Origin of the sequence: Paenibacillus sp. FSL E2-0151, from assembly GCF_037993015.1 — a bacterium.
GTDB classification, from domain to species: domain Bacteria; phylum Bacillota; class Bacilli; order Paenibacillales; family Paenibacillaceae; genus Paenibacillus; species Paenibacillus amylolyticus.
This window is the reverse complement of the sequence record NZ_CP150308.1, coordinates 4922853-4942125: the sequence shown is the minus strand read 5'-3', so window position 1 is coordinate 4942125 and position 19273 is coordinate 4922853. Positions and strand designations below refer to the sequence as shown.

10 protein-coding genes are annotated in these 19273 nt (G+C 50.5%); 9 read left to right on the top strand and 1 reads right to left on the bottom strand.

Annotated elements, in window-relative coordinates:
- The first annotated feature begins 3 nt into the window (after window positions 1–3).
- The 4 genes from MHI55_RS22230 (at window position 4) to MHI55_RS22215 (ending at window position 3483) form a co-directional block, all read left to right on the top strand.
- On the top strand, window positions 4–684 hold the full coding sequence (locus MHI55_RS22230) for a site-2 protease family protein (RefSeq protein WP_100527023.1): 681 nt from the start codon (window positions 4–6) through the stop codon (window positions 682–684).
- 137 nt (window positions 685–821) lie between these two features.
- Window positions 822–1586: an RsmE family RNA methyltransferase gene (locus MHI55_RS22225; RefSeq protein WP_036615075.1), complete on the top strand. Its 765-nt coding sequence runs from the start codon at window positions 822–824 to the stop codon at window positions 1584–1586.
- 2 nt (window positions 1587–1588) lie between these two features.
- Window positions 1589–2935: a tRNA (N(6)-L-threonylcarbamoyladenosine(37)-C(2))-methylthiotransferase MtaB gene (gene mtaB, locus MHI55_RS22220; protein WP_340386915.1), complete on the top strand. Its 1347-nt coding sequence runs from the start codon at window positions 1589–1591 to the stop codon at window positions 2933–2935.
- A 113-nt stretch (window positions 2936–3048) separates the two neighbouring features.
- The gene (locus MHI55_RS22215) at window positions 3049–3483 is read left to right on the top strand and encodes an NUDIX domain-containing protein (RefSeq protein WP_036615070.1); all 435 of its coding nucleotides are present in this window, start codon (window positions 3049–3051) and stop codon (window positions 3481–3483) included.
- A gap of 57 nt (window positions 3484–3540) precedes the next feature.
- On the opposite strand, the gene MHI55_RS22210 is transcribed toward MHI55_RS22215, so the two are convergent.
- Window positions 3541–4542 (bottom strand): Na/Pi symporter, encoded by a 1002-nt coding sequence (locus MHI55_RS22210; protein WP_017687227.1) that lies wholly within the window; start codon window positions 4540–4542, stop codon window positions 3541–3543.
- 516 nt (window positions 4543–5058) lie between these two features.
- Here MHI55_RS22210 and MHI55_RS22205 point away from each other — a divergent pair.
- The 5 genes from MHI55_RS22205 to MHI55_RS22185 all read left to right on the top strand — a co-directional run bounded on the left by MHI55_RS22205 (window position 5059) and on the right by MHI55_RS22185 (window position 19216).
- Complete coding sequence (locus MHI55_RS22205; protein ID WP_340386913.1) at window positions 5059–6435, top strand: class I SAM-dependent rRNA methyltransferase; 1377 nt, start codon at window positions 5059–5061, stop codon at window positions 6433–6435.
- 199 nt (window positions 6436–6634) lie between these two features.
- Window positions 6635–10138, top strand: coding sequence for a helicase-exonuclease AddAB subunit AddB (gene addB / locus MHI55_RS22200; RefSeq protein ID WP_340386910.1), 3504 nt, complete (start codon window positions 6635–6637; stop codon window positions 10136–10138).
- Window positions 10135–14562 (top strand): helicase-exonuclease AddAB subunit AddA, encoded by a 4428-nt coding sequence (addA, locus tag MHI55_RS22195; RefSeq protein ID WP_340386908.1) that lies wholly within the window; start codon window positions 10135–10137, stop codon window positions 14560–14562. The genes addB and addA overlap by 4 nt, the downstream gene beginning before the upstream one ends.
- A gap of 53 nt (window positions 14563–14615) precedes the next feature.
- Window positions 14616–15800, top strand: coding sequence for an exonuclease SbcCD subunit D (locus MHI55_RS22190; protein WP_340386907.1), 1185 nt, complete (start codon window positions 14616–14618; stop codon window positions 15798–15800).
- Window positions 15797–19216, top strand: coding sequence for an SMC family ATPase (locus MHI55_RS22185; RefSeq protein WP_340386906.1), 3420 nt, complete (start codon window positions 15797–15799; stop codon window positions 19214–19216). The genes MHI55_RS22190 and MHI55_RS22185 overlap by 4 nt, the downstream gene beginning before the upstream one ends.
- Window positions 19217–19273: the final 57 nt, after the last annotated feature.

Here is a 19273-nt window from a genome sequence, read left to right as displayed (position 1 = left end):
CGTATGGACTTCTGGAATTCGTTCTTTCGTTATCCGATCGATCAGCTTCCGTTTTTCCTGCTGACCATTCTGATCGCATTTACGGTGCATGAATTCTCGCATGCGTATTTTGCCAACAAATTTGGTGATCCAACAGCGAAGCTGTTGGGTCGGGTCACGCTGAATCCGGTTGTACACTTTGACTTGTTAGGTGTGCTGCTGCTCATTATTGCCGGCTTTGGTTGGGCACGTCCAGTTCCCGTTAATCGGGCTAACTTCGACAAACCTAGATTGATGGGCATCATCGTATCTGCAGCAGGGCCTCTGAGCAATCTTTTGCTCGCGATCATCGGTACAATCATCTATGCTTCACTGGTTGGTTCGGGAGCTCTCGGCGGCATTGATAATGAGCGTCTGCTCACAGCAATCACGACGTTTTTCGCTATCTTTAACTTAACCAACTTTTTCCTGTTCCTGTTTAACTTGATTCCGTTGCCACCACTGGATGGTTATCGGATTCTAGAGGATCTACTGCCACCTTCAATCAGCCGCAAGCTGCAAGGGGTGGAGCAATGGTCTGTTTTTATCTTCCTATTGATTCTTGTTATACCTCCGTTGCAAAATGTGACGATTCAACCTTTGTATGAGTTTGCGCAAACGATGTATGTGGATCTAGCAAAGGTGATTATCGAATTATATCGCTAAAAGCGCATTGTTTATGGACCGGAATACTGGTCAGAAACACGTAAAAGTTGTATGATCATCTGTGACGATTGGATTCACGCCTGTCATCAGGCGGGGTGAATTCCAGTCATAACAGGACAGAATGGGTGGATTGACTAATGCAGCGATATTTTGTATCTGCAGAACAGTTTAATGAACACGCTGTGATTATCACAGGTGATGATGCACGCCATATTGGCAAGGTCATGCGTGGTAAACCTGGAGATAAACTGATTGTCAGTGACGGAAACTCCAGAGAAGCACTCGTAGAAATCGAGAGTATTGAAGTTGGCCAAGTGACAGCCAATATTGTGGAACCTCTCGAGATGGACCATGAAGCACGGATTCGTGTAACCGTGGCACAGAGTTTGCCCAAGGGCGACAAGATGGAAACAGTCATCCAAAGATGTACTGAGATTGGGGCGGTATCATTTGTACCCTTCCTATCAGAACGTACGATTGTGCAATATGATGCCAAGAAAGAAGGCAAACGGTTGGAGCGGTGGCGGAAAATTGCCAAGGAAGCTGCCGAACAGAGTCACCGGAATCGCATTCCATCCGTTGAGCAGCCGCTTTCCTGGAAAGGGCTGTTATCTTCTTTTGAGGGCTATAGCCTGGTATGTTATTGTTATGAGAAAGAAAATGGTAAACAGCTGAGAGATGCATTGAAGCCGTTTATAGAGCAGCTTGCACCTGATGCAAGTGCAGAAGTTTTGATCGTGGTTGGACCGGAAGGTGGATTTTCTGAGAAGGAGACGGCAGAGGCTGATCAGGCAGGTGCTGTATCTGTTGGACTGGGCAAACGCATTTTGCGTGCTGAGACAGCTGGAATGGCAGCACTAACTTGCGTGCTATATGAATCCGGAGAAATGGGAGGAATGTAATTATGCCATCCGTGGCGTTTTACACCTTAGGCTGCAAAGTTAATTTCTATGATACAGAGGCGATTTGGCAATTGTTCAAAAACGAAGGTTACGATCAAGTGGACTTTGATGAACAGACAGCGGATGTATACTTGATTAATACTTGTACAGTAACCAATACCGGCGACAAAAAGAGCCGTCAAATTATTCGTCGTGCCATTCGGCGCAACCCGGAGGCGATTGTGGCCGTTACAGGCTGCTATGCGCAGACTTCTCCGGCAGAGATTCTGGACATCCCAGGGGTGGATCTGGTTATCGGTACACAGGACCGTGACAAGATTCTGCCATATGTTAATGAAATTCAGGAGTCCCGTCAACCGGTTAACGCGGTACGTAATATTATGAAAACCCGTGTATTTGAAGAAATGGACGTACCGGATTTTGCTGACCGTACCCGCGCGTTCCTGAAGATTCAGGATGGTTGCAATAACTTTTGCACGTTCTGCATCATTCCGTGGTCTCGTGGTCTCTCACGCAGCCGTGAGGCGAACAGCATTATTCAACAGGCGCATCAACTCGTACACGCAGGATACAAGGAGATTGTTCTGACCGGTATTCATACAGGTGGGTATGGCGATGACATGGAGAACTATGATCTGACCGATCTGCTGTGGGATTTGGATAAGGTAGAGGGTTTGGAGCGTATTCGAATCAGCTCGATTGAAGCCAGTCAGATCGATGACCGCATGCTCGACGTGATCAAACGTTCGGACAAACTTGTTCGTCACTTCCATATTCCGCTGCAAGCGGGTGATGATACGGTGTTGAAACGCATGCGCCGCAAATATACGACGGAAGAGTTTTACAACAAGATGCTTCGCATTCGGGAAGCAATGCCGGATGTAGCGATTACAACAGACATCATTGTTGGATTTCCAGGTGAGACGGATGAGATGTACCGTAATGGCTATGAGTTGATGCGGAAGATCGGTTTTTCCGAAATGCACGTATTCCCTTATTCCAAGCGTACGGGTACGCCAGCAGCACGAATGGAAGATCAGGTGGACGAAGAGGTCAAAAATGCACGTGTGCATGAACTGATTGACTTGTCTGAGCAGATGCAGCTGGAGTACGCTGAGCAGTTTGTTGGACAGGTACTGGATGTTATTCCCGAAGGGGAAGCCAAGGGCCGCGAGGGAAGTGGCAAGCTGCACGGTTATAGCGACAACTACATTCAACTGGTCTTTGATGGAACGATGGATATGGTCGGTAAAGTGTGCCGAGTCAAAGTGGTTGAAGCCGGCGTCAACGAGAGTCAGGCTATGCTGGTACGTGTTTTGGAAGAGAATCTTAAGTCCGCCGCGATGTAATCGAGGCGTCAGAAACAAGGATTTCATTTCCTTGGGGAGCTTACCCGGGGAGATGAGGTCCTTCTTTTGCAAAAAATAAGATAAAGATATCGAAGTTGATGGGGGAGAGCACGATGAACAAAAAAGAAATTTCAGCAGGCGGAGTTGTTTATAGAACAGGGGAAGACGGACGTCTTCAAATTCAGCTTATCGTAGATCGTTATGGTAAAACAACTCTCGCCAAGGGCAAAATGGAAGATGGAGAAACAATTGAACAGACGGCACTGCGCGAGATTTTGGAAGAGACAGGTATGGTGGGCCGCATTGTAGAGCCGGTTGATATCATTGCTTACACGTACCAACATGCAGACTTTGGCCCGGTGGACAAGGAAGTTCATTATTATCTCGTTGAAGCCGAGAGTGGTGATTTACAGCCTCAGATTGAAGAAATCAAGGGTGTGGATTGGTATGCTCCGGAAGAAGCATGGTCCTTACAGCAGCAGAGCGGATATGATAATAACGATGATATCTTGCGTGTAGCCCTGAACAAGTTAGGCATTAACGTATAACGCACTATTGTTCGAGTCAGTTAGCCGCGAGCTCTGTGGGTCTCGATAGGCAGATCATCAAGCCACGGGTGACTTCGCCGCGGGGGCGTGGACCGGTGGTTTTTTGTGCCAGATTGGCAAGTAACAAAATGGCAAAGCGAGCAGTGAACTGGTGATGTTAAAAAGGGTCTGGGCATGCGCAATCTGTGCCCCGTTGTCCGCTGACAGCCAGGCCGAAGCTGCATGCAGCTGGCCGATCAGCGGCATAAAGAGCAGCGCTCCCGCAATGTTTAATACAACATGGGAGGCTGCGACAAATTTGCCTGCGGATGCTCCGCCCGCGGCAGCAATCACAGCGGTGATGCAGGTCCCCACATTGGACCCGATCACAATGGCGATGCCGATCTCCACAGGCAATACTCCTGTGGCAGCGAGCGTAATCGCCATGCTAATGACAGCAGCGCTGCTGTGAATGAGCGCTGTCAGACAGGCACCTGCCAGGAAGCCCCACCACAAGCTGTCGGCCGAGCGGTCGAGAAACCATTGAAATACGCCCATGCTCCGCAAGGGTAAGGCAATGGATTGCATCACCTGAATGCCTGTCATAACAAGTGCAAATCCGGCAGCTGCGAGGAAGCTGTACTGGATGTTAAACAGAGTCTGGCGCGTGCGTTCAGGAGCGGCCAGATTGCGTTCACCAAGAACAACAAACATGGCCCAGCCCGTTAGCGACAGGACGAGTAGGGGCAGGGAAGCGCGTCCGATCTGCAGTCCCACCAGCTCCGTTGTCAGGCATGTCCCGATGTTGGTGCCGAGGATGATGCCAAGTGTGCGTCCATAGGTAATTAATCTGGCATTAGCCAGTCCAATGGTGAGTACGGTGACCGCAGTACTGCTCTGTAACAGGGCCGTTGCACCTGCACTGAAGGCCATGCCTTTCCATGGAGCAGAGGTGGCGCGATTGAGCCAACCCGCCAACATGGGCCCAGCCATGCGCTGCAAGGCCGTTTCCATCAGCTTCATGCCACCAAAAAAGATAATAAGCCCATAGAGTAAGGGCAATATAACATCTCTAAACATAGAAACATCATTCCTTCCGTCCGGTTCCTTAACTCATCCTATGAGTAAGAAAAGACAACCATGACAAGCCTAAAGGAATTCAGAGTGGAAGCAACCTAAATTACCCCACCCCAATTCGAAAGATACGGTGATTCGTGCAAACGTAGTGGAGGGGACGAAATCGAATCTGAAGAAGCGAAGCGTGCGCCTTTGTGTCCGGATTTTCCCTTTAGGAAAGGGAATCAAAAAAATCTGGAGACAACAGCGATCAGAAGATTGATTCGTAACCGGAACGTCACCTATTGCTGCACCCCAATTCGAAAGATACGGTGATTCGTGCAAACGTAGCGAAGAAGACGAAATTGTTACCGAAGAAGCGAAGCGCTCGCCTTTATCCCCGGATTTTCCCCTTTAAGAAAGGGAATCAAAAAAATCTGGAGACAACAGCGATCGGAAGATCGATTCGAACCCGGAACGTCATTTACGCGCCGCACCAAACCTATCTTTTCAACTAACTATGAAAGAAGTGGATCTACCTTGCCATCAGTTACACTCGAACGCAGTCGCAAAAAGCGGCTTGAACATGCACATCCATGGATATTTAACAATGAAATTGCCTCTGTTGACGGAAACCCGGAACCGGGAGATCTGGTCAATGTATTGAATCATCAAGGTCGCTATCTGGCGACAGGATATTACAATCCCGCATCTCAAATCACAGTAAGAGTTGTAGCGTATCAACCACTGGAGTCCGAACAGATGGACACGGCGTTTTTTGCAGCTCGTTTCCGTGATTGTTTGCGTCACCGGGAACGTTTTATCCAGGATGGAGAGGCATATCGTCTCGTTTACGGCGAAGCTGATTTTCTGCCAGGATTAATCGTTGACCGATTCGGCAGCATTCTCGTTGTACAGTTGCTTACACTTGGCATGGATCGTTGCCGTGAAGCCATCGTACAGGCACTCATTGAAGTAATGCAGCCGGAAGGCATATATGAGCGCAGTGATGTCTCGATTCGTGAACTGGAAGGTTTGGAGCAGACCAAAGGTCCGCTGTATGGAGAGTGCCCACGGCATGTCACAGTTACAGAGAATGGACTACTCATTAAAGTGGATATCGTGGAAGGGCAGAAGACAGGTTACTTCTTCGACCAACGCGAGAATCGTGCAGCCATCGAACCGCTCATGAAGGGTTGGGGCTACAAGAGTGGAATCACACTTCAAACGACTGAGCAGGATGGCACAGAGCAGCTCTTGCCTGTGAATAAAAGCGGTAATGTAGTTACATTCCCATATTGGGATGGTGCCACTGTACTGGAGTGTTTCTCACACACGGGCAGCTTTACGTTGAATGCTTGCAAATATGGAGCTAAAAAAGTGACTTGTCTTGATATTTCGGAGCATGCCATTGAGAGTGCACGAACAAATGTGGAGCTGAACGGTTTCACTGACCGGGTTGAATTCGTAGTTGCTGATGCATTCCAGTACTTGCGTGAACAAGTGAAAGGGCTGGATGAACGTACCGCACGTGCACGTGCAGCCGAACAGAAAGTGGATACATCCAAAGCGCTGGCAGCTGGCGGTAAAACATTTGATGTGGTCATCCTTGATCCTCCTGCATTTGCCAAAACGAAATCAGCAGTTAAAGGTGCATGTCGCGGTTATAAAGATATCAATCTGCAAGGAATGAAACTGGTCAATGAGGGTGGATATTTGGTAACAGCCAGCTGTTCGTATCACATGCGTCCAGACCTCTTCCTGGATACGATTGCCGATGCAGCGGAAGATGCAGGTAAAGTGCTTCGTTTGATCGACTGGAAAGCAGCCGGTAAGGATCACCCACAAATTTTGGGCGTGGATGAAGGACATTACCTGAAATTTGCTATTTTCGAAGTGCGCAGTAAAAAGAATTAATCGTATGATTTTCGTTCCAATCAAGTATAGATCAAGTCAAAAGTCCACAGTGTGATAGCTGCGGGCTTTTTGCTGTTTTGCTGTGTTAACGGAGATGATCTCCGGTTTTACCGGATAGTGGCAAACGTATGTTCCGAACCAAGTCAGATATGTTATACTGGGAATTAAAATCTTGTACGTGTGGTTTGGAGGATTAGACATGTCCGTTCGTTTTGTTATTGGCCGGGCAGGCAGCGGCAAAAGCTCGCTGATTACCCGGGAAATTACATCCCTGCTTCAACAAGAACCGCAAGGCACACCTTTGATTTTGCTCGTTCCCGAACAGAGTTCTTTTCGAACAGAGCAGGCATTGGTGTCTTCTGGAGCAATTAAAGGTACGATGCGTGCAGAAGTGCTCGGCTTTCGCCGTCTAGCCTATCGTGTAATGCAAGAAGCAGGTGGTTCTGCTCGTATTCCGATCGGAGCCGAAGGCAAAAAGATGCTGCTCTACAAGGTCATCCAGCGCCGTAAGGAAGAATTAAAGCTGTTTGGTGCATCCGGCAGCCAGCTGGGTTTTATAGGCGAATTAAATGACTTATATAGTGAATTTAAACGTTATGAAGTTGATCCATCATTGCTGGAAGAAGGATTGTCTGGAGGGATTACCTCATCGACTTCGCCGATTCTGGAGGACAAGTTGCATGACTTGAATCTGATATATCGTGACTATGAACAGGAATTGACCAATTTATATATTGATGATGAAGACACGTTGACCGAGCTGACAGATCGTTTGTCGGAAAGTGCATTGCTGCAGGATGCCCAGATCTGGATTGATGGTTTTCAGGGATTCACACCACAGGAGATGAGTGTGATCGGTCGGCTGATGTTGCAGTCCTCTTCCGTGACGATTGCACTGACATTGGATCGTCCTTATGATCACGGCGCACTGCCTGGAGAACTGGAACTGTTCTATCCTACGGCAAGTGCCTACGCGCGTCTGAAAGGGATGGCTGACGAACTGGGTGTACCGAGCGATATAACCGTGCTAGATTCGGAGATTCCACCGAGATACAAGGATCGTCCGGGACTTGCTCATCTGGAGACTGGTTTCGACCGCCGAATTCGTTGGAAAAGTGATGGCCTTGATTCCGGAATCCGACTGGTTGCAGCGGAGAACCGACGAGCTGAGATGGAGGGAGCACTGCGTGAGATGCGGCGCCTGGCACAAAACGAAGGTGCGCGTTATCGGGATATGGCGGTACTTGTTCGTCAGTTGGATACCTACGCTGATATAGCTGAACCGTTATTCAGGGATTATGACGTACCCGTCTTTCTGGACCGCAGAAGAAATGAACTTCATCATCCATTATCCGAGTTTATCCGTTCCGCACTGGATATTGTTCGGCGCCACTGGCGCTACGAGGATGTATTTCGCTGTGTCAAAACGGATTTGCTGCTTCCGCGTGATGGTTCCATCACTCGTGAAGATATGGACCAGCTTGAGAATTATGTACTGGCTTGTGGTATTCACGGGTATCGCTGGACTGACGGCAAACCATGGAAGTATGTACCAAGCCTGTCGCTGGAAGACAACGGTCAGGATGGCCGTAGTCGAGGACGGGACCAGATGCTTTCTTTAATGGAGAGCTGCCGAACGGTCATTACAGATTCTTTGGGTGTTTTTGAGAAGCGAATGAAAAAGGCAAAGACAGCCAAAGCCCAGTGTGAGGCAGTATACAGATTGCTGGAAGATGCTGAAATCCCATGGAAGCTGGAGAACATGTCTGCTGAAGCTAAGGCACAAGGTGACCCCGAACGGTCGAGAGAACATCGGCAGATGTGGGGAGCTGTGCTAGATTTATTGGATCAGATGGTCGATATGATGGGGAATGAACGGCTGGATATCACGCTGTTTGCCGGGATGATTGAGACCGGATTGACGGAACTGAAGCTGGGTCTGGTACCACCAGCACTTGATCAGGTTTTGATGGGTTCTATGGAGCGTACACGCCTTCGGGACATCAAATACGTATTTATCCTTGGCGCCGTTGATGGTGAATTACCCGCCGTACCTCAGGATGATGGCGTATTAACGGAACTGGAGAGAGCGTTACTGACAGAAAGAGGCATGGCGCTTGGACCAGGTGCAACAAGGCAGATGCTGGATGAACGTTTTCTGATCTATACGGCACTTACAGCGGCAAGCAGCCAGTTGTGGCTGAGTTACCCGGTTGCTGATGATGAGGGGAAAGCACTGCTTCCTTCCGAGATTGTCCGCCATGTACGGAAGATGTTTGGTCTACAAGAACAGCCATTGCTCGCTCAACCACCGGTTGCGAACTCGGAAGAAGCGCATTGGTCCTATGTCACCCATCCGGGTCAGAGTCTGTCAACGCTTATTGGACAATTGCGCAAATGGCGCCGCGGAGAAGACATCCCTGAAATGTGGTGGGCGGTCTACAATTGGCATGTATCTCGAGAGACAAGCAGACCTCAGCTGGAACGGTTGATGGGATCAATCTTTTATCGTAATCGGGCATTACCACTACGTACAGCTACCAGTCGCAGACTGTATGGTACAGAGGTGAGGACGAGTGTCTCGCGAATGGAGCGGTTCGTCGCTTGTCCGTTCTCCCATTTTGCTTCGCATGGGCTGCGTCTCAAAGAACGGCAATTGTACCGCCTTCAGGCTCCTGATATCGGACAGCTGTTTCATGCTGCACTAAGCCAGTTGGCTATGCGATTGCGCGAAGAAAATCGTAGTTGGGGCAGTTTGACTCCAGACCAATGTCGTCAGGAAGCCGAGCAAACTGTGGAGCAGATTGCACCACAGCTGCAAGGGGAGATTTTGCTAAGCACCAAGCGATACGGTTATATTTTCCGCAAATTGAAGGACATTGTTAGCCGGGCATCGGTTATTCTTGGTGAACAGTCCAGACGTGGAAGTTTTGAACCGATTGGATTGGAGCTTGATTTTGGACCCGATAAAACACTGCCGCCACTACGTTTTGAACTGGAGAACGGCTGTGTGATGGAGATCGTGGGTCGAATTGACCGTGTAGATGTCGCAGAAGGAGAGAATGGTCTGCTCCTGCGTGTCATTGACTATAAATCAAGCCAGACGGACCTCAAGTTACATGAAGTGTACTATGGTCTGTCATTGCAAATGCTCACCTATCTGGAGGTGCTGCTTAGTGCTGCCGAAGAATGGCTTGGGGAAACGGCGATGCCGGGAGGAACGTTGTATTTCCATGTGCATAACCCGCTGTTGCAATCTGCAAACGGCATGACATCAGAGCAGGCAGGACAAGAACTACTGAAACGGTTCAAAATGAAAGGTTTGCTTCTGGCTGATCGGGACGCAATCGCTCAAATGGACAACACCCTGGATAAGGGATATTCAGCTATTATTCCAGTTGCTCTTAAGGCGGACGGAAGCTTTTATAGTAGCGCCGCTGTAGCTACGCCAGAGCAATGGGATACGCTGCTTGCTTCGGTTCGCAGTAATATCCGTGAGATTGGTACCCGAATTACGGATGGGGATGTGGCCATTGAGCCTTATCGTATTCAGCAGGAAGTGGCGTGCACGTTCTGTCCGTATAAGCCTGTTTGTCAGTTTGATGAGAATATAGAAGGAAATGAGTATAACCTGTTGTCCAAACCGGGCAAACAGCAAATCTGGGATATGTTATCTCACACCAAGGGAGGGGAAACATCATGACGAATATGCCAAAACCGGAGGGTAGCTTCTGGAGTGATGACCAGTGGAGTGCCATCTCGGAAAGCGGAGAAGACATACTGGTTGCCGCAGCGGCGGGATCAGGCAAGACAGCCGTGCTGGTTGAACGAATTATTCGCAAGATCGCAGATCCCTCCCAAGGATACAGTGTGGATCGTTTACTTGTAGCTACGTTTACCAAAGCGGCCGCCGCCGAGATGAAACAACGGATTCGGGAAGCGTTGGAACGTGCGCTGGAAGAACAGCCTGGAGAAGAGCATCTGCGTAAGCAGCTGTCGTTGCTTGGACGGGCATCTATTACAACGCTGCATTCATTCTGTATGGAAGTCATTCGCCGTTATTATCAGCAAATTCCGTTGAACCCGGCTTTCCGTATCCTGAATGAAAATGAAGCGGAAATCATGCGGCAGGAACTGCTTGAAGAACTATTTGAGGAAAAGTATGGCGAAGAAGATGAAGGGAGTACATTCCGCGAATTAGTAGACTGGTTCAGTGGAGAACGAAACGATGATGCGATGCATCGACTGGTGCAACGTTTGTATGATTTCTCCCGCAGTCATTCCTGGCTGGATCATTGGCTCTCAGAGATGGCGTCTGCTTTTCAGGTGGAAAGTGTAGAGGCACTTGGACATTCAGCATGGGTTCAGAGTATTTTGCGTGATGCGGCTCTTGCTTTAAGTGGTGCAGCAGGATTGCTCCGTCAAGGCATTCATATTTCCATGCAGCATGAAGGTCCGGCACCTTATGCAGATACGTTAAAAGAAGACCTGGTGATGGTAGAAGAACTGTTGTCTGCGGTTGAGATTATGCCATGGGAAAGGTTGCCTGAAGTGTTTCAACCCGCTACATTTGGCAAACTGAAACCCTGCAAAAAAGATCAGACGGACCCGGCTTTACAGGATCAGGTGAAGGAACTCCGTGAGGCCGCGAAAAAGGCAATTACCGACCTGAAAGGTTCATTGTTCGGAAGAAGTGCGTTTGCGTTCTGGCAGGAGTTGGAGCAAGCGGCACCACTCATGCAGGAGTTGTCGAGGTTGGTTAGTACATTTGGAGAACGTTATCGACAGGCTAAACAGGAACGTGGGCAAGTTGACTTCAGTGATCTGGAGCATTACTGTCTTCACATTTTGCGACATGAGGATTCAACGCCTGAACTGTCGATGCCTTCCGATGCGGCTATGGAGTACCGTTCGCGATTCGATGAAGTGTTGCTTGATGAATATCAGGATACCAATACGGTTCAGGAAGATATCGTGAAACTGATCTCCAGAGAAAACCCGGGTAACCGATTCATGGTCGGTGATGTCAAACAGAGTATCTACCGTTTCAGGTTGGCTGAGCCAGGTCTATTTATGAACAAGTATCGCCAGTATGGAGCGAGCACAAATGAGGACGGAATGGTGGAAGAACGTCTGCATCGTACAGGTCAACGTATTGATCTTGCGCGGAATTTTCGTAGTCGAGCAGAAGTCGTGCATTCGGTCAATATGATATTCCGGCAACTCATGAACGAAGGTGTGGCAGAGATTGCTTACGATGAACGAGCTCAACTGGCATATGGGGCTACCTTCCCGTCAGAGACGCTTGGCGATGAGGCGTATACACCTGAACTCATGCTGATCGATCGTCAGGGTGGTGGTCCTGATCTGACAGAGAGTACGGATGAGAATGGGGATGCATCGGTCTCCGCAGAACTGGAGAGTGCCGAACTTGAAACAGCCCAGTTGGAAGCGAGGGCAATCGCAAGGCGTATTCGGGAGATGGTTGGAGACACGGACAAACCTGCCCTTCATGTATATGACAAAGCCCTGCAAACGATGCGCCCGGCACGTTACGGTGATATGGTCATCTTGCTGCGTTCAACCTTGATGTGGGCTCCGCTCATGATTGAGGAGTTCAGACAGCAGGGAATTCCTGCTGGAGGAGAACAGAGCAAGGGCTATTTTCAGGCTACAGAAGTGGAAATCATGATGTCTCTGCTTCAGCTTGTTGATAATCCAAGGCAGGATATTCCGCTTGCTTCCGTGCTTCGTTCCCCGATTGTTGGACTGGATGAAGAGGAACTGGCACAGATTCGGCTTGGTGACAAAAGACAGTCATTCTATGATGCGGTTATATCGGCTGCGGGAGATTGGAGCGATTCCTCCACTAATGCTGTACAACAATCCCGGCAGGATAATCATCCTGATTCCAATATGGTCCAGTTGCAGTGGCCGGAAGCCTGGGCAGAGATGGAACAGGGACAGCGGGAGACAGCAGCTTCAGTCGAGGCAGAGATCCTGGATGATGTCTATGAATCCGATGTGCATACATTGCATACAGATGGAATGCAAGATGCTGGTGTTGCGGGACATGCAAGTGAGGATCCGGGCATAACGGAGATCTCAGGCTCGGAATTACAGCAAAAGTTAATTCGTTTTATGCGTCAATTGGAGCAGTGGAGACTTGAGGCAAGGCAAGGCAGTCTAAGTGAACTGATCTGGCGTATGTATCGGGAAACCGGTTATTTGGACTGGGTTGGTGGTCTTCCAGGAGGGCTGCAACGTCAAAGTAATCTTAAGGCATTGTACGACCGCGCACGACAATATGAGGAATCAACTGCGAATCGCGGCTTGTTCCGTTTCCTGACCTATGTTTCCAGACTGCGGGAAAACGGGGGAGACCTCGGAACTGTAGCAAGTAGCTCTGGTGAGCAGGTCAACGCCGTACGTATCATGACGATTCACCGGAGTAAGGGTTTGGAGTTTCCAATTGTCTTTGTCGGTGGCATATCCAAGATGTTTAATCAGCAGGACTTGAACGCACCGTTTCTAATGCATAAGGAACTGGGATTTGGTCCGAGGTTTGTGGATCGTGAGAACCGGGTTGCCTATCCTACATTAGCCAATCTGGCGATTCGTCGTCGTGCGCAATTTGAACTGCTTGCTGAAGAGATGCGTGTGCTGTATGTTGCGTTGACCCGTCCCAAAGAGAAAATGATTTTGCTGGGTACTGTAAAAGATGCCGCGAAAAAAGCGCTCGCGTGGTCTCAGGTCAAGGATAGCCCTGAATTGGCATTGCCAGACTATCTGCTTGCTGCTGGACGGAGTTACCTGGACTGGATTGGACCATCCCTGATGAGACATCCAGATGCGGCTGTGCTGCGTGAACTTGCTGGAAGCAATGATTCGTTCTCAGCTTGTCTTGCAGATGATCAATCACGATGGGCGATCTCTATTATTTCCGCCGATGAGGTATCCCGTGACCATGTGGTAGATCTGGCACTCGGAGAAGAAGACGGGATAAATGAGGTACGGAAAGAACGAATTGCTGCACTAAAAGCCGTCCAACCCGTGAAGTTGGTTACATCTTCAACTGTAGAAGAGCTGACGAAGAGTGCACAAGATACGGCTAACCAAAACATTGAAGATGAAGGTGCAGACATAGTAGCTCTTCAACAAGAGGAGACACGGCTGATCAACGAGGTTGATCAACGACTTTCATGGACGTACCCCTATGAAGCAGCAACTCAAGTAGCAGCCAGTACATCTGTCACGGAGTTGAAAACGTTACTTGCGATGCAGGATATCCAGTCCGTAGAGGTGATGGAGGAACTGGGAGAACAGTCCGAGAAATTATTGGCTCACAACAACCCAGGAATCAATTACACCAAAGATGAAGCAGGCCATGTACTACGTGGGGTATCCGATGAATCTAACGAGCGTGAGACTGGATCAGGGGCAGATTCAAACGGTACGGTGAACGTTTCGGATGCGGGATCTGCGGGTACGTCTTTCAAACTGCACCTGCGTCGTCCGAAATTCATGGAGGCAACGCAGCTGACAGGGGCAGAACGGGGGAACGTGTATCATACGTTGATGCAGCATCTTCCTATAGATGGCTCATCTGTTGATTCACAACTTATTGAACAGACGATTGAGCGGTTGATTAAGCTTCAGATTTTGCTACCCCATCATGCTGCGGCTATCGAACCTGAAGAACTGGCCGGATTTTTCAATACAGAACCAGGAAAAGAATTATTGCGTGCAGCGTGGGTGAAACGGGAAATTCCGTTTGTGTATGGACTTCCGGCACATCAGTCTCCTGTGGAATGGCTACATGAACGGGCGGCGAACTCAGATATGCAGATAATAAATGAAGATAGCAAAATGCAGGCAACGATTGAAAATGAAACCGTGCTTGTACAGGGGATTATCGATTGTCTGTATGAGGTGGACGGCGAGCTTGTCTTGCTTGATTACAAGACGGATCGGGTATTGGAGCATCGTGGTGGTTTGGATGAACTCACCAAAAATTATCGCTTCCAGCTAGATCTGTATGGACGGGCCATTGAAGATATATTGGGTCGGAAAGTTGACCGGAAATGGCTGTACTTTTTTGATGGTGGACATGCAGTGAAATTGTAAAAGATCGGAATTTAAAACCATGGATATCACATGGGAGAGGGGTGGAACGGACGATGCGTATTTTGCATACAGGGGACTGGCATTTGGGAAAAACGCTGGAAGGACGAAGCCGACTGCGTGAACAGGAAGATTTCGTTGATGAACTCGTCAGGGTCGCTGATGAGCAACAGGCGGATGCCATATTGATGGCCGGAGATGTGTATGATTCGGTGAATCCTCCCGCAGCGGCGGAACAACTTTTTTATGAAGCGGCAGCGCGTCTGACGGAGCATGGAAGACCCCTCGTGGTGATTGCTGGAAATCATGATCAGCCAGAACGTGTAGCTTCTGTAACTCCACTTGTGAACAGACAGGGCATTACACTCGTAGGGATGCCTACTTCAGAAGCGGTAACCATCCATGCAAAGCGAACCGGAGAAATTGCACAGATTGCCGCATTACCTTATCCTTCTGAAGCCAGATTGAATGAATTGCTGACAACAGATTGGGACGAAAATGTGCTTCGTCAAGCATACAGTCACCGGGTGGGCATGTTAATGCAGCGTCTGGCAGCTTCTTTTCGCCCGGATACAGTGAACTTGGCCATGAGCCATATCTATGTGCTCGGCGGACTTGAGAGTGATTCGGAACGTCCGATTCAAATCGGTGGGGCCTACACGGTGGATCCATCATCTTTAGCGACTGGTGCGCAATACACGGCGCTTGGGCATCTCCATCGTGCACAGGCTGTCAAAGGAGACGGTGTGATTCGATATAGCGGTTCTCCTCTCGCCTACAGCTTCTCGGAAGCAGGGCAGAGCAAGTCTGTCACGATGGTTGATCTGGCGCCGGGTGGAGCAGCACAGGTAGAAGAAGTTTTGTTAACGTCCGGGCGTCCGCTTGTACGTTGGCAGGCCCGTGGTGGTCTGGCAGAAGTATATCGCTGGCTGGATGAGGGGCGTGATCCACAGGCTTTTATCGACATGGAAGTGTGGCTGGACGAAGCGATGTCCCTGAAGGAGATTCAGCAGCTGCGAAAATCACATGAAGGTATCATCCATATTCGCCCGGTGTATCCCGAGATGGCTGCAGCAGGACTTTTGGAGCAACGATCCGAGCTACCTGTGCATGAACTGTTCCGTAAATTTTATCAGCGTCAGACCGGTGGTGCACAACCGGAAGACAGCCTGGTACAGCTTTTCCTGGAACTTGTGGATGAAGACGAGCCGGGTGCGCGTGAGGAGGTCGAGGAAAGATGAAGCCGATTTTATTAAAAGTTGCCGGACTGCAAAGTTATCGGGAGATGCAGGAGATTGATTTTACCGTGCTGACGGAGACGGGACTATTCGGTATTTTCGGTCCAACGGGTAGTGGTAAATCTTCTTTGCTCGATGCCATCACACTCGCCATGTACGGAAAAGTGGAACGCGCGGTGAACGGGACGCAAGGCATTATGAATCATGCAGAGGATTCGTTGTCGGTTGCTTTTACATTTGAACTGATGTCGGCGGAAGGCACTCGAAGGTTCCGGGTAGAGCGACGTTTCAAACGAAATAATGAAGTTTCGGTGAGTAACACAATCAGCAAATTCATAGAGACGGTTAATGGCGAAGAACAGGTACTTGCCGACAAATTGGCAGATGTGAATCGCTGCGTTGAAGATGTGATCGGTTTGAAGATGGATGATTTTACACGGGCAGTGGTGCTTCCGCAAGGGAAGTTTGCCGAGTTTTTGTCACTCAAAGGCAGTGAACGTCGTCAGATGCTGCAACGATTGTTCCATCTGGAGAAGTATGGGGATCAGCTGGCCATCAAATTAAGTCGGCGGGTTAAGGATAATGATATGGTTCACCAATCTCTTGCTGCGGAGCAACAGGGACTTGGGAATGCCAGCAAGGAGACGCTGGAAGAAACGAAACGTCTTCTTCAAAACGCTGTTCAGCAGTCTGAATTGTCCCGCAAAGCGCTGGATGAAGCTGTGAAGGAAGCTGAACAACTGGGCAAAATTCGTGAGTTAAGTAACGAACGGCAGGCCCGGACGGATGAACAGCAGAAGCTGAAAGCACTGGAACCACAGATAGAGGTAGGCGAACAACGGCTGAAACAATCCGTTGCGGCAGATGCAATACTGCCTGCATTGCAGACGGTTCGAGATGCCATGACTACACAGAAGCAGCGGCAGGATACTGCCGAGACAGCTCATCAGCAAGCACTGGAACATGAGCGTCTGGCTGTTCAGGAAGCGGAGAAGGCTGAGACGGCACGCAAGCAAATGACTGAGGAAGAACCGAAACTTCTGCTGCGCCTGGAGCAACTCGAACAAGCGAAAGAGCTGCAACGTGAACGGGACGGACTTCAAGCCGATTGCTCGCGCCTCGCGCAGTTGCTGGAACAGGGGCAGAGCGAACAAACTACGCTGGGACAGCAGCTTGAGAAAGAAAAGGAACTGCAACAGCGCGGACGTAAACGGCGAGAGGAACTACAGGAGAGCCTCAAGCCAAATGAAGTGAAGTCAGAGGAACGCAGGCAACTTCAAGCTGCGCTAGAACTGAAACATCGTGTGGATACTGCCGCGGAGCAGTTGCAGCAAAATAAGGCTGACATGCAAGCCTATAAGCAATCGGCAGAACAGGGAGCCAACAAGCTGAAGGCGGCGGCTGAGGAAGAAAAACGCCTGAGTGATCAGCGTCAGCATCTGGTAGAACAGGCGTCAGCAGGTCTTGAGGCCTTGCTTGCCTGTGAGCAGGATATTAGCCGCGAACAAAGCCTGCTGGCCCTTGCGGAGGAACAGCTGCGTGGCACAATGCGTGAGCAGGAGCTGGACCGGCTGTCCTCCGCTTTGCGCGCCGAACTGCACGACGGCGAGCCATGCCCGGTGTGCGGCTCGCCGCACCACCCGCTCCCGGCTGCGCCGCCGGGAGAAGGTCCGCACGCAGGGGATGCGGACCTGGAACTGCTGCGCAGCCTGCACGCGGAGCTGCAGGAGCTGCGCTTTGGGCTGCGCCAGCAGCTGCACGAACGTCGCAGCCTGCTGACGCAGCTTGGCGCTGCGGCCGGCGAAGCTCCGGCCGCAGCCGAGGCCGCGCCTGCGGCAGCGGAGCCCGAGCCCGCCGGGTCGCCCGAACACGGGCGCTCCCCGGCAGGCTGGGCATCGCGTGCCGCTGCGCTGCGCGAAGCCGCGCAGGCGCTGGCTACCGCAGCAGCGCCGCTCCAAGCCGAAGCCGCCGCGTTACAGCAGGCGGCTGTGGGCGCGCAGCAGCGCCGCATGGAAGCGGCAGCTGCGCAAGAGGCCGGCCGTGCCGGGCTCACCCAGGCGGAGCGCAAGCTGGCTGAGAGCGAGGCCGCAGCGGCTACTTTGCAGAGCCGCTGGGCCGCAGAACTGCCGGGCATCGCTCAGGAGGAGGCCAAGGCCCTCTATCAGGCGATGCAGGAGCGCGATGCGCGCGCCGAAGACATCAAGGAACGTCTGAACAAAAGCGTGACGTTCCTTGAGGAAAAAGACCAAATCATTCAATCTCTCCAGCAGAAGCTGGTGGAATTGGACAAACAACTGATTCAGTGGCAAACGGAGTGGCAGGGCAATAGCAAACAGCTGGCCGAGAAGGAAGAACGCTTGCGCCAGTGGGTTGGGGAGCAACGGGTAGAAGATCTGATTACTGCGGCTCAGGCTCGTCTGGATGGACTGCGGAAAACAGCTTCGGACTCGGCACAACGCTTCAAAGAAGCGGACACGCTGAAGCAGGAATCAGCCAAGAAAGACGTCATGGCACAGCAGGCAGCCGCCTCGGCCACAGAACATCTGCAACAAGCACAGGAACGGTGGAAGCAATTGCTGGAACAATCTCCATTTGACTCAGATGATGCTGTTGCATCCGCGGCAATTCCTTCACAGGAAGCAGAGCGACTGGCAGGGGAGATCCAGCAGCACCGGGAACGTGAGCGTGAACTGGCATCCCAGTTGCGTGAACTGGAACAAAAGCTGGGTGGTGCTGTCGTATCGGAGGAACAGTGGTTAGCCTGCACCGAACGTTTGCAGCAGGTCCGAATTGAGGACGAGGCTGCCCTTCGTGCCAAAGCACGTGCAGAACGTGATTTGGAGGATGTGGAGCAGCGACATGTTCGCTGGACCGAACTGGAGAACAAGCGGGTGGAGGTAAGCCGTCAAGGCGAACTGCTCAGCAAGCTGCAATCCGCGTTCAGAGGCAATGCTTTTGTTGAGTATATTGCGGAGGAACAACTGATGCAGGTTAGTCATGCGGCATCTCAGCGTCTGCGCTTCCTGACCAAACAGCGTTATTCACTGGAGGTGGATTCCGGTGGTGGTTTTGTGATCTGTGATGATGCCAACGGGGGAGTCAAACGACCGGTATCAACGTTGTCAGGTGGCGAGACGTTTTTGACTTCGTTGTCACTGGCCTTGGCACTGTCGGCCCAGATTCAGCTGCGAGGTCAGTACCCACTTCAATTCTTCTTCCTGGATGAAGGATTTGGTACCCTTGACCCTGAACTGTTGGATACCGTCATTACGTCTCTGGAAAAATTGCATGACGATCGATTGGCTGTTGGTGTCATCAGTCACGTGCCTGAACTGCGTGCACGCTTGCCGCGCAAACTTATGGTGATTCCGGCAGGTGAGGCCGGAAACGGCTCACGTGTGGTCTTGGAGACTCTGTAGAGGGCAATGTGTAAGCAATATAGATCATAGAAGCGCCTCTAATAGTCCAAGCAAAAT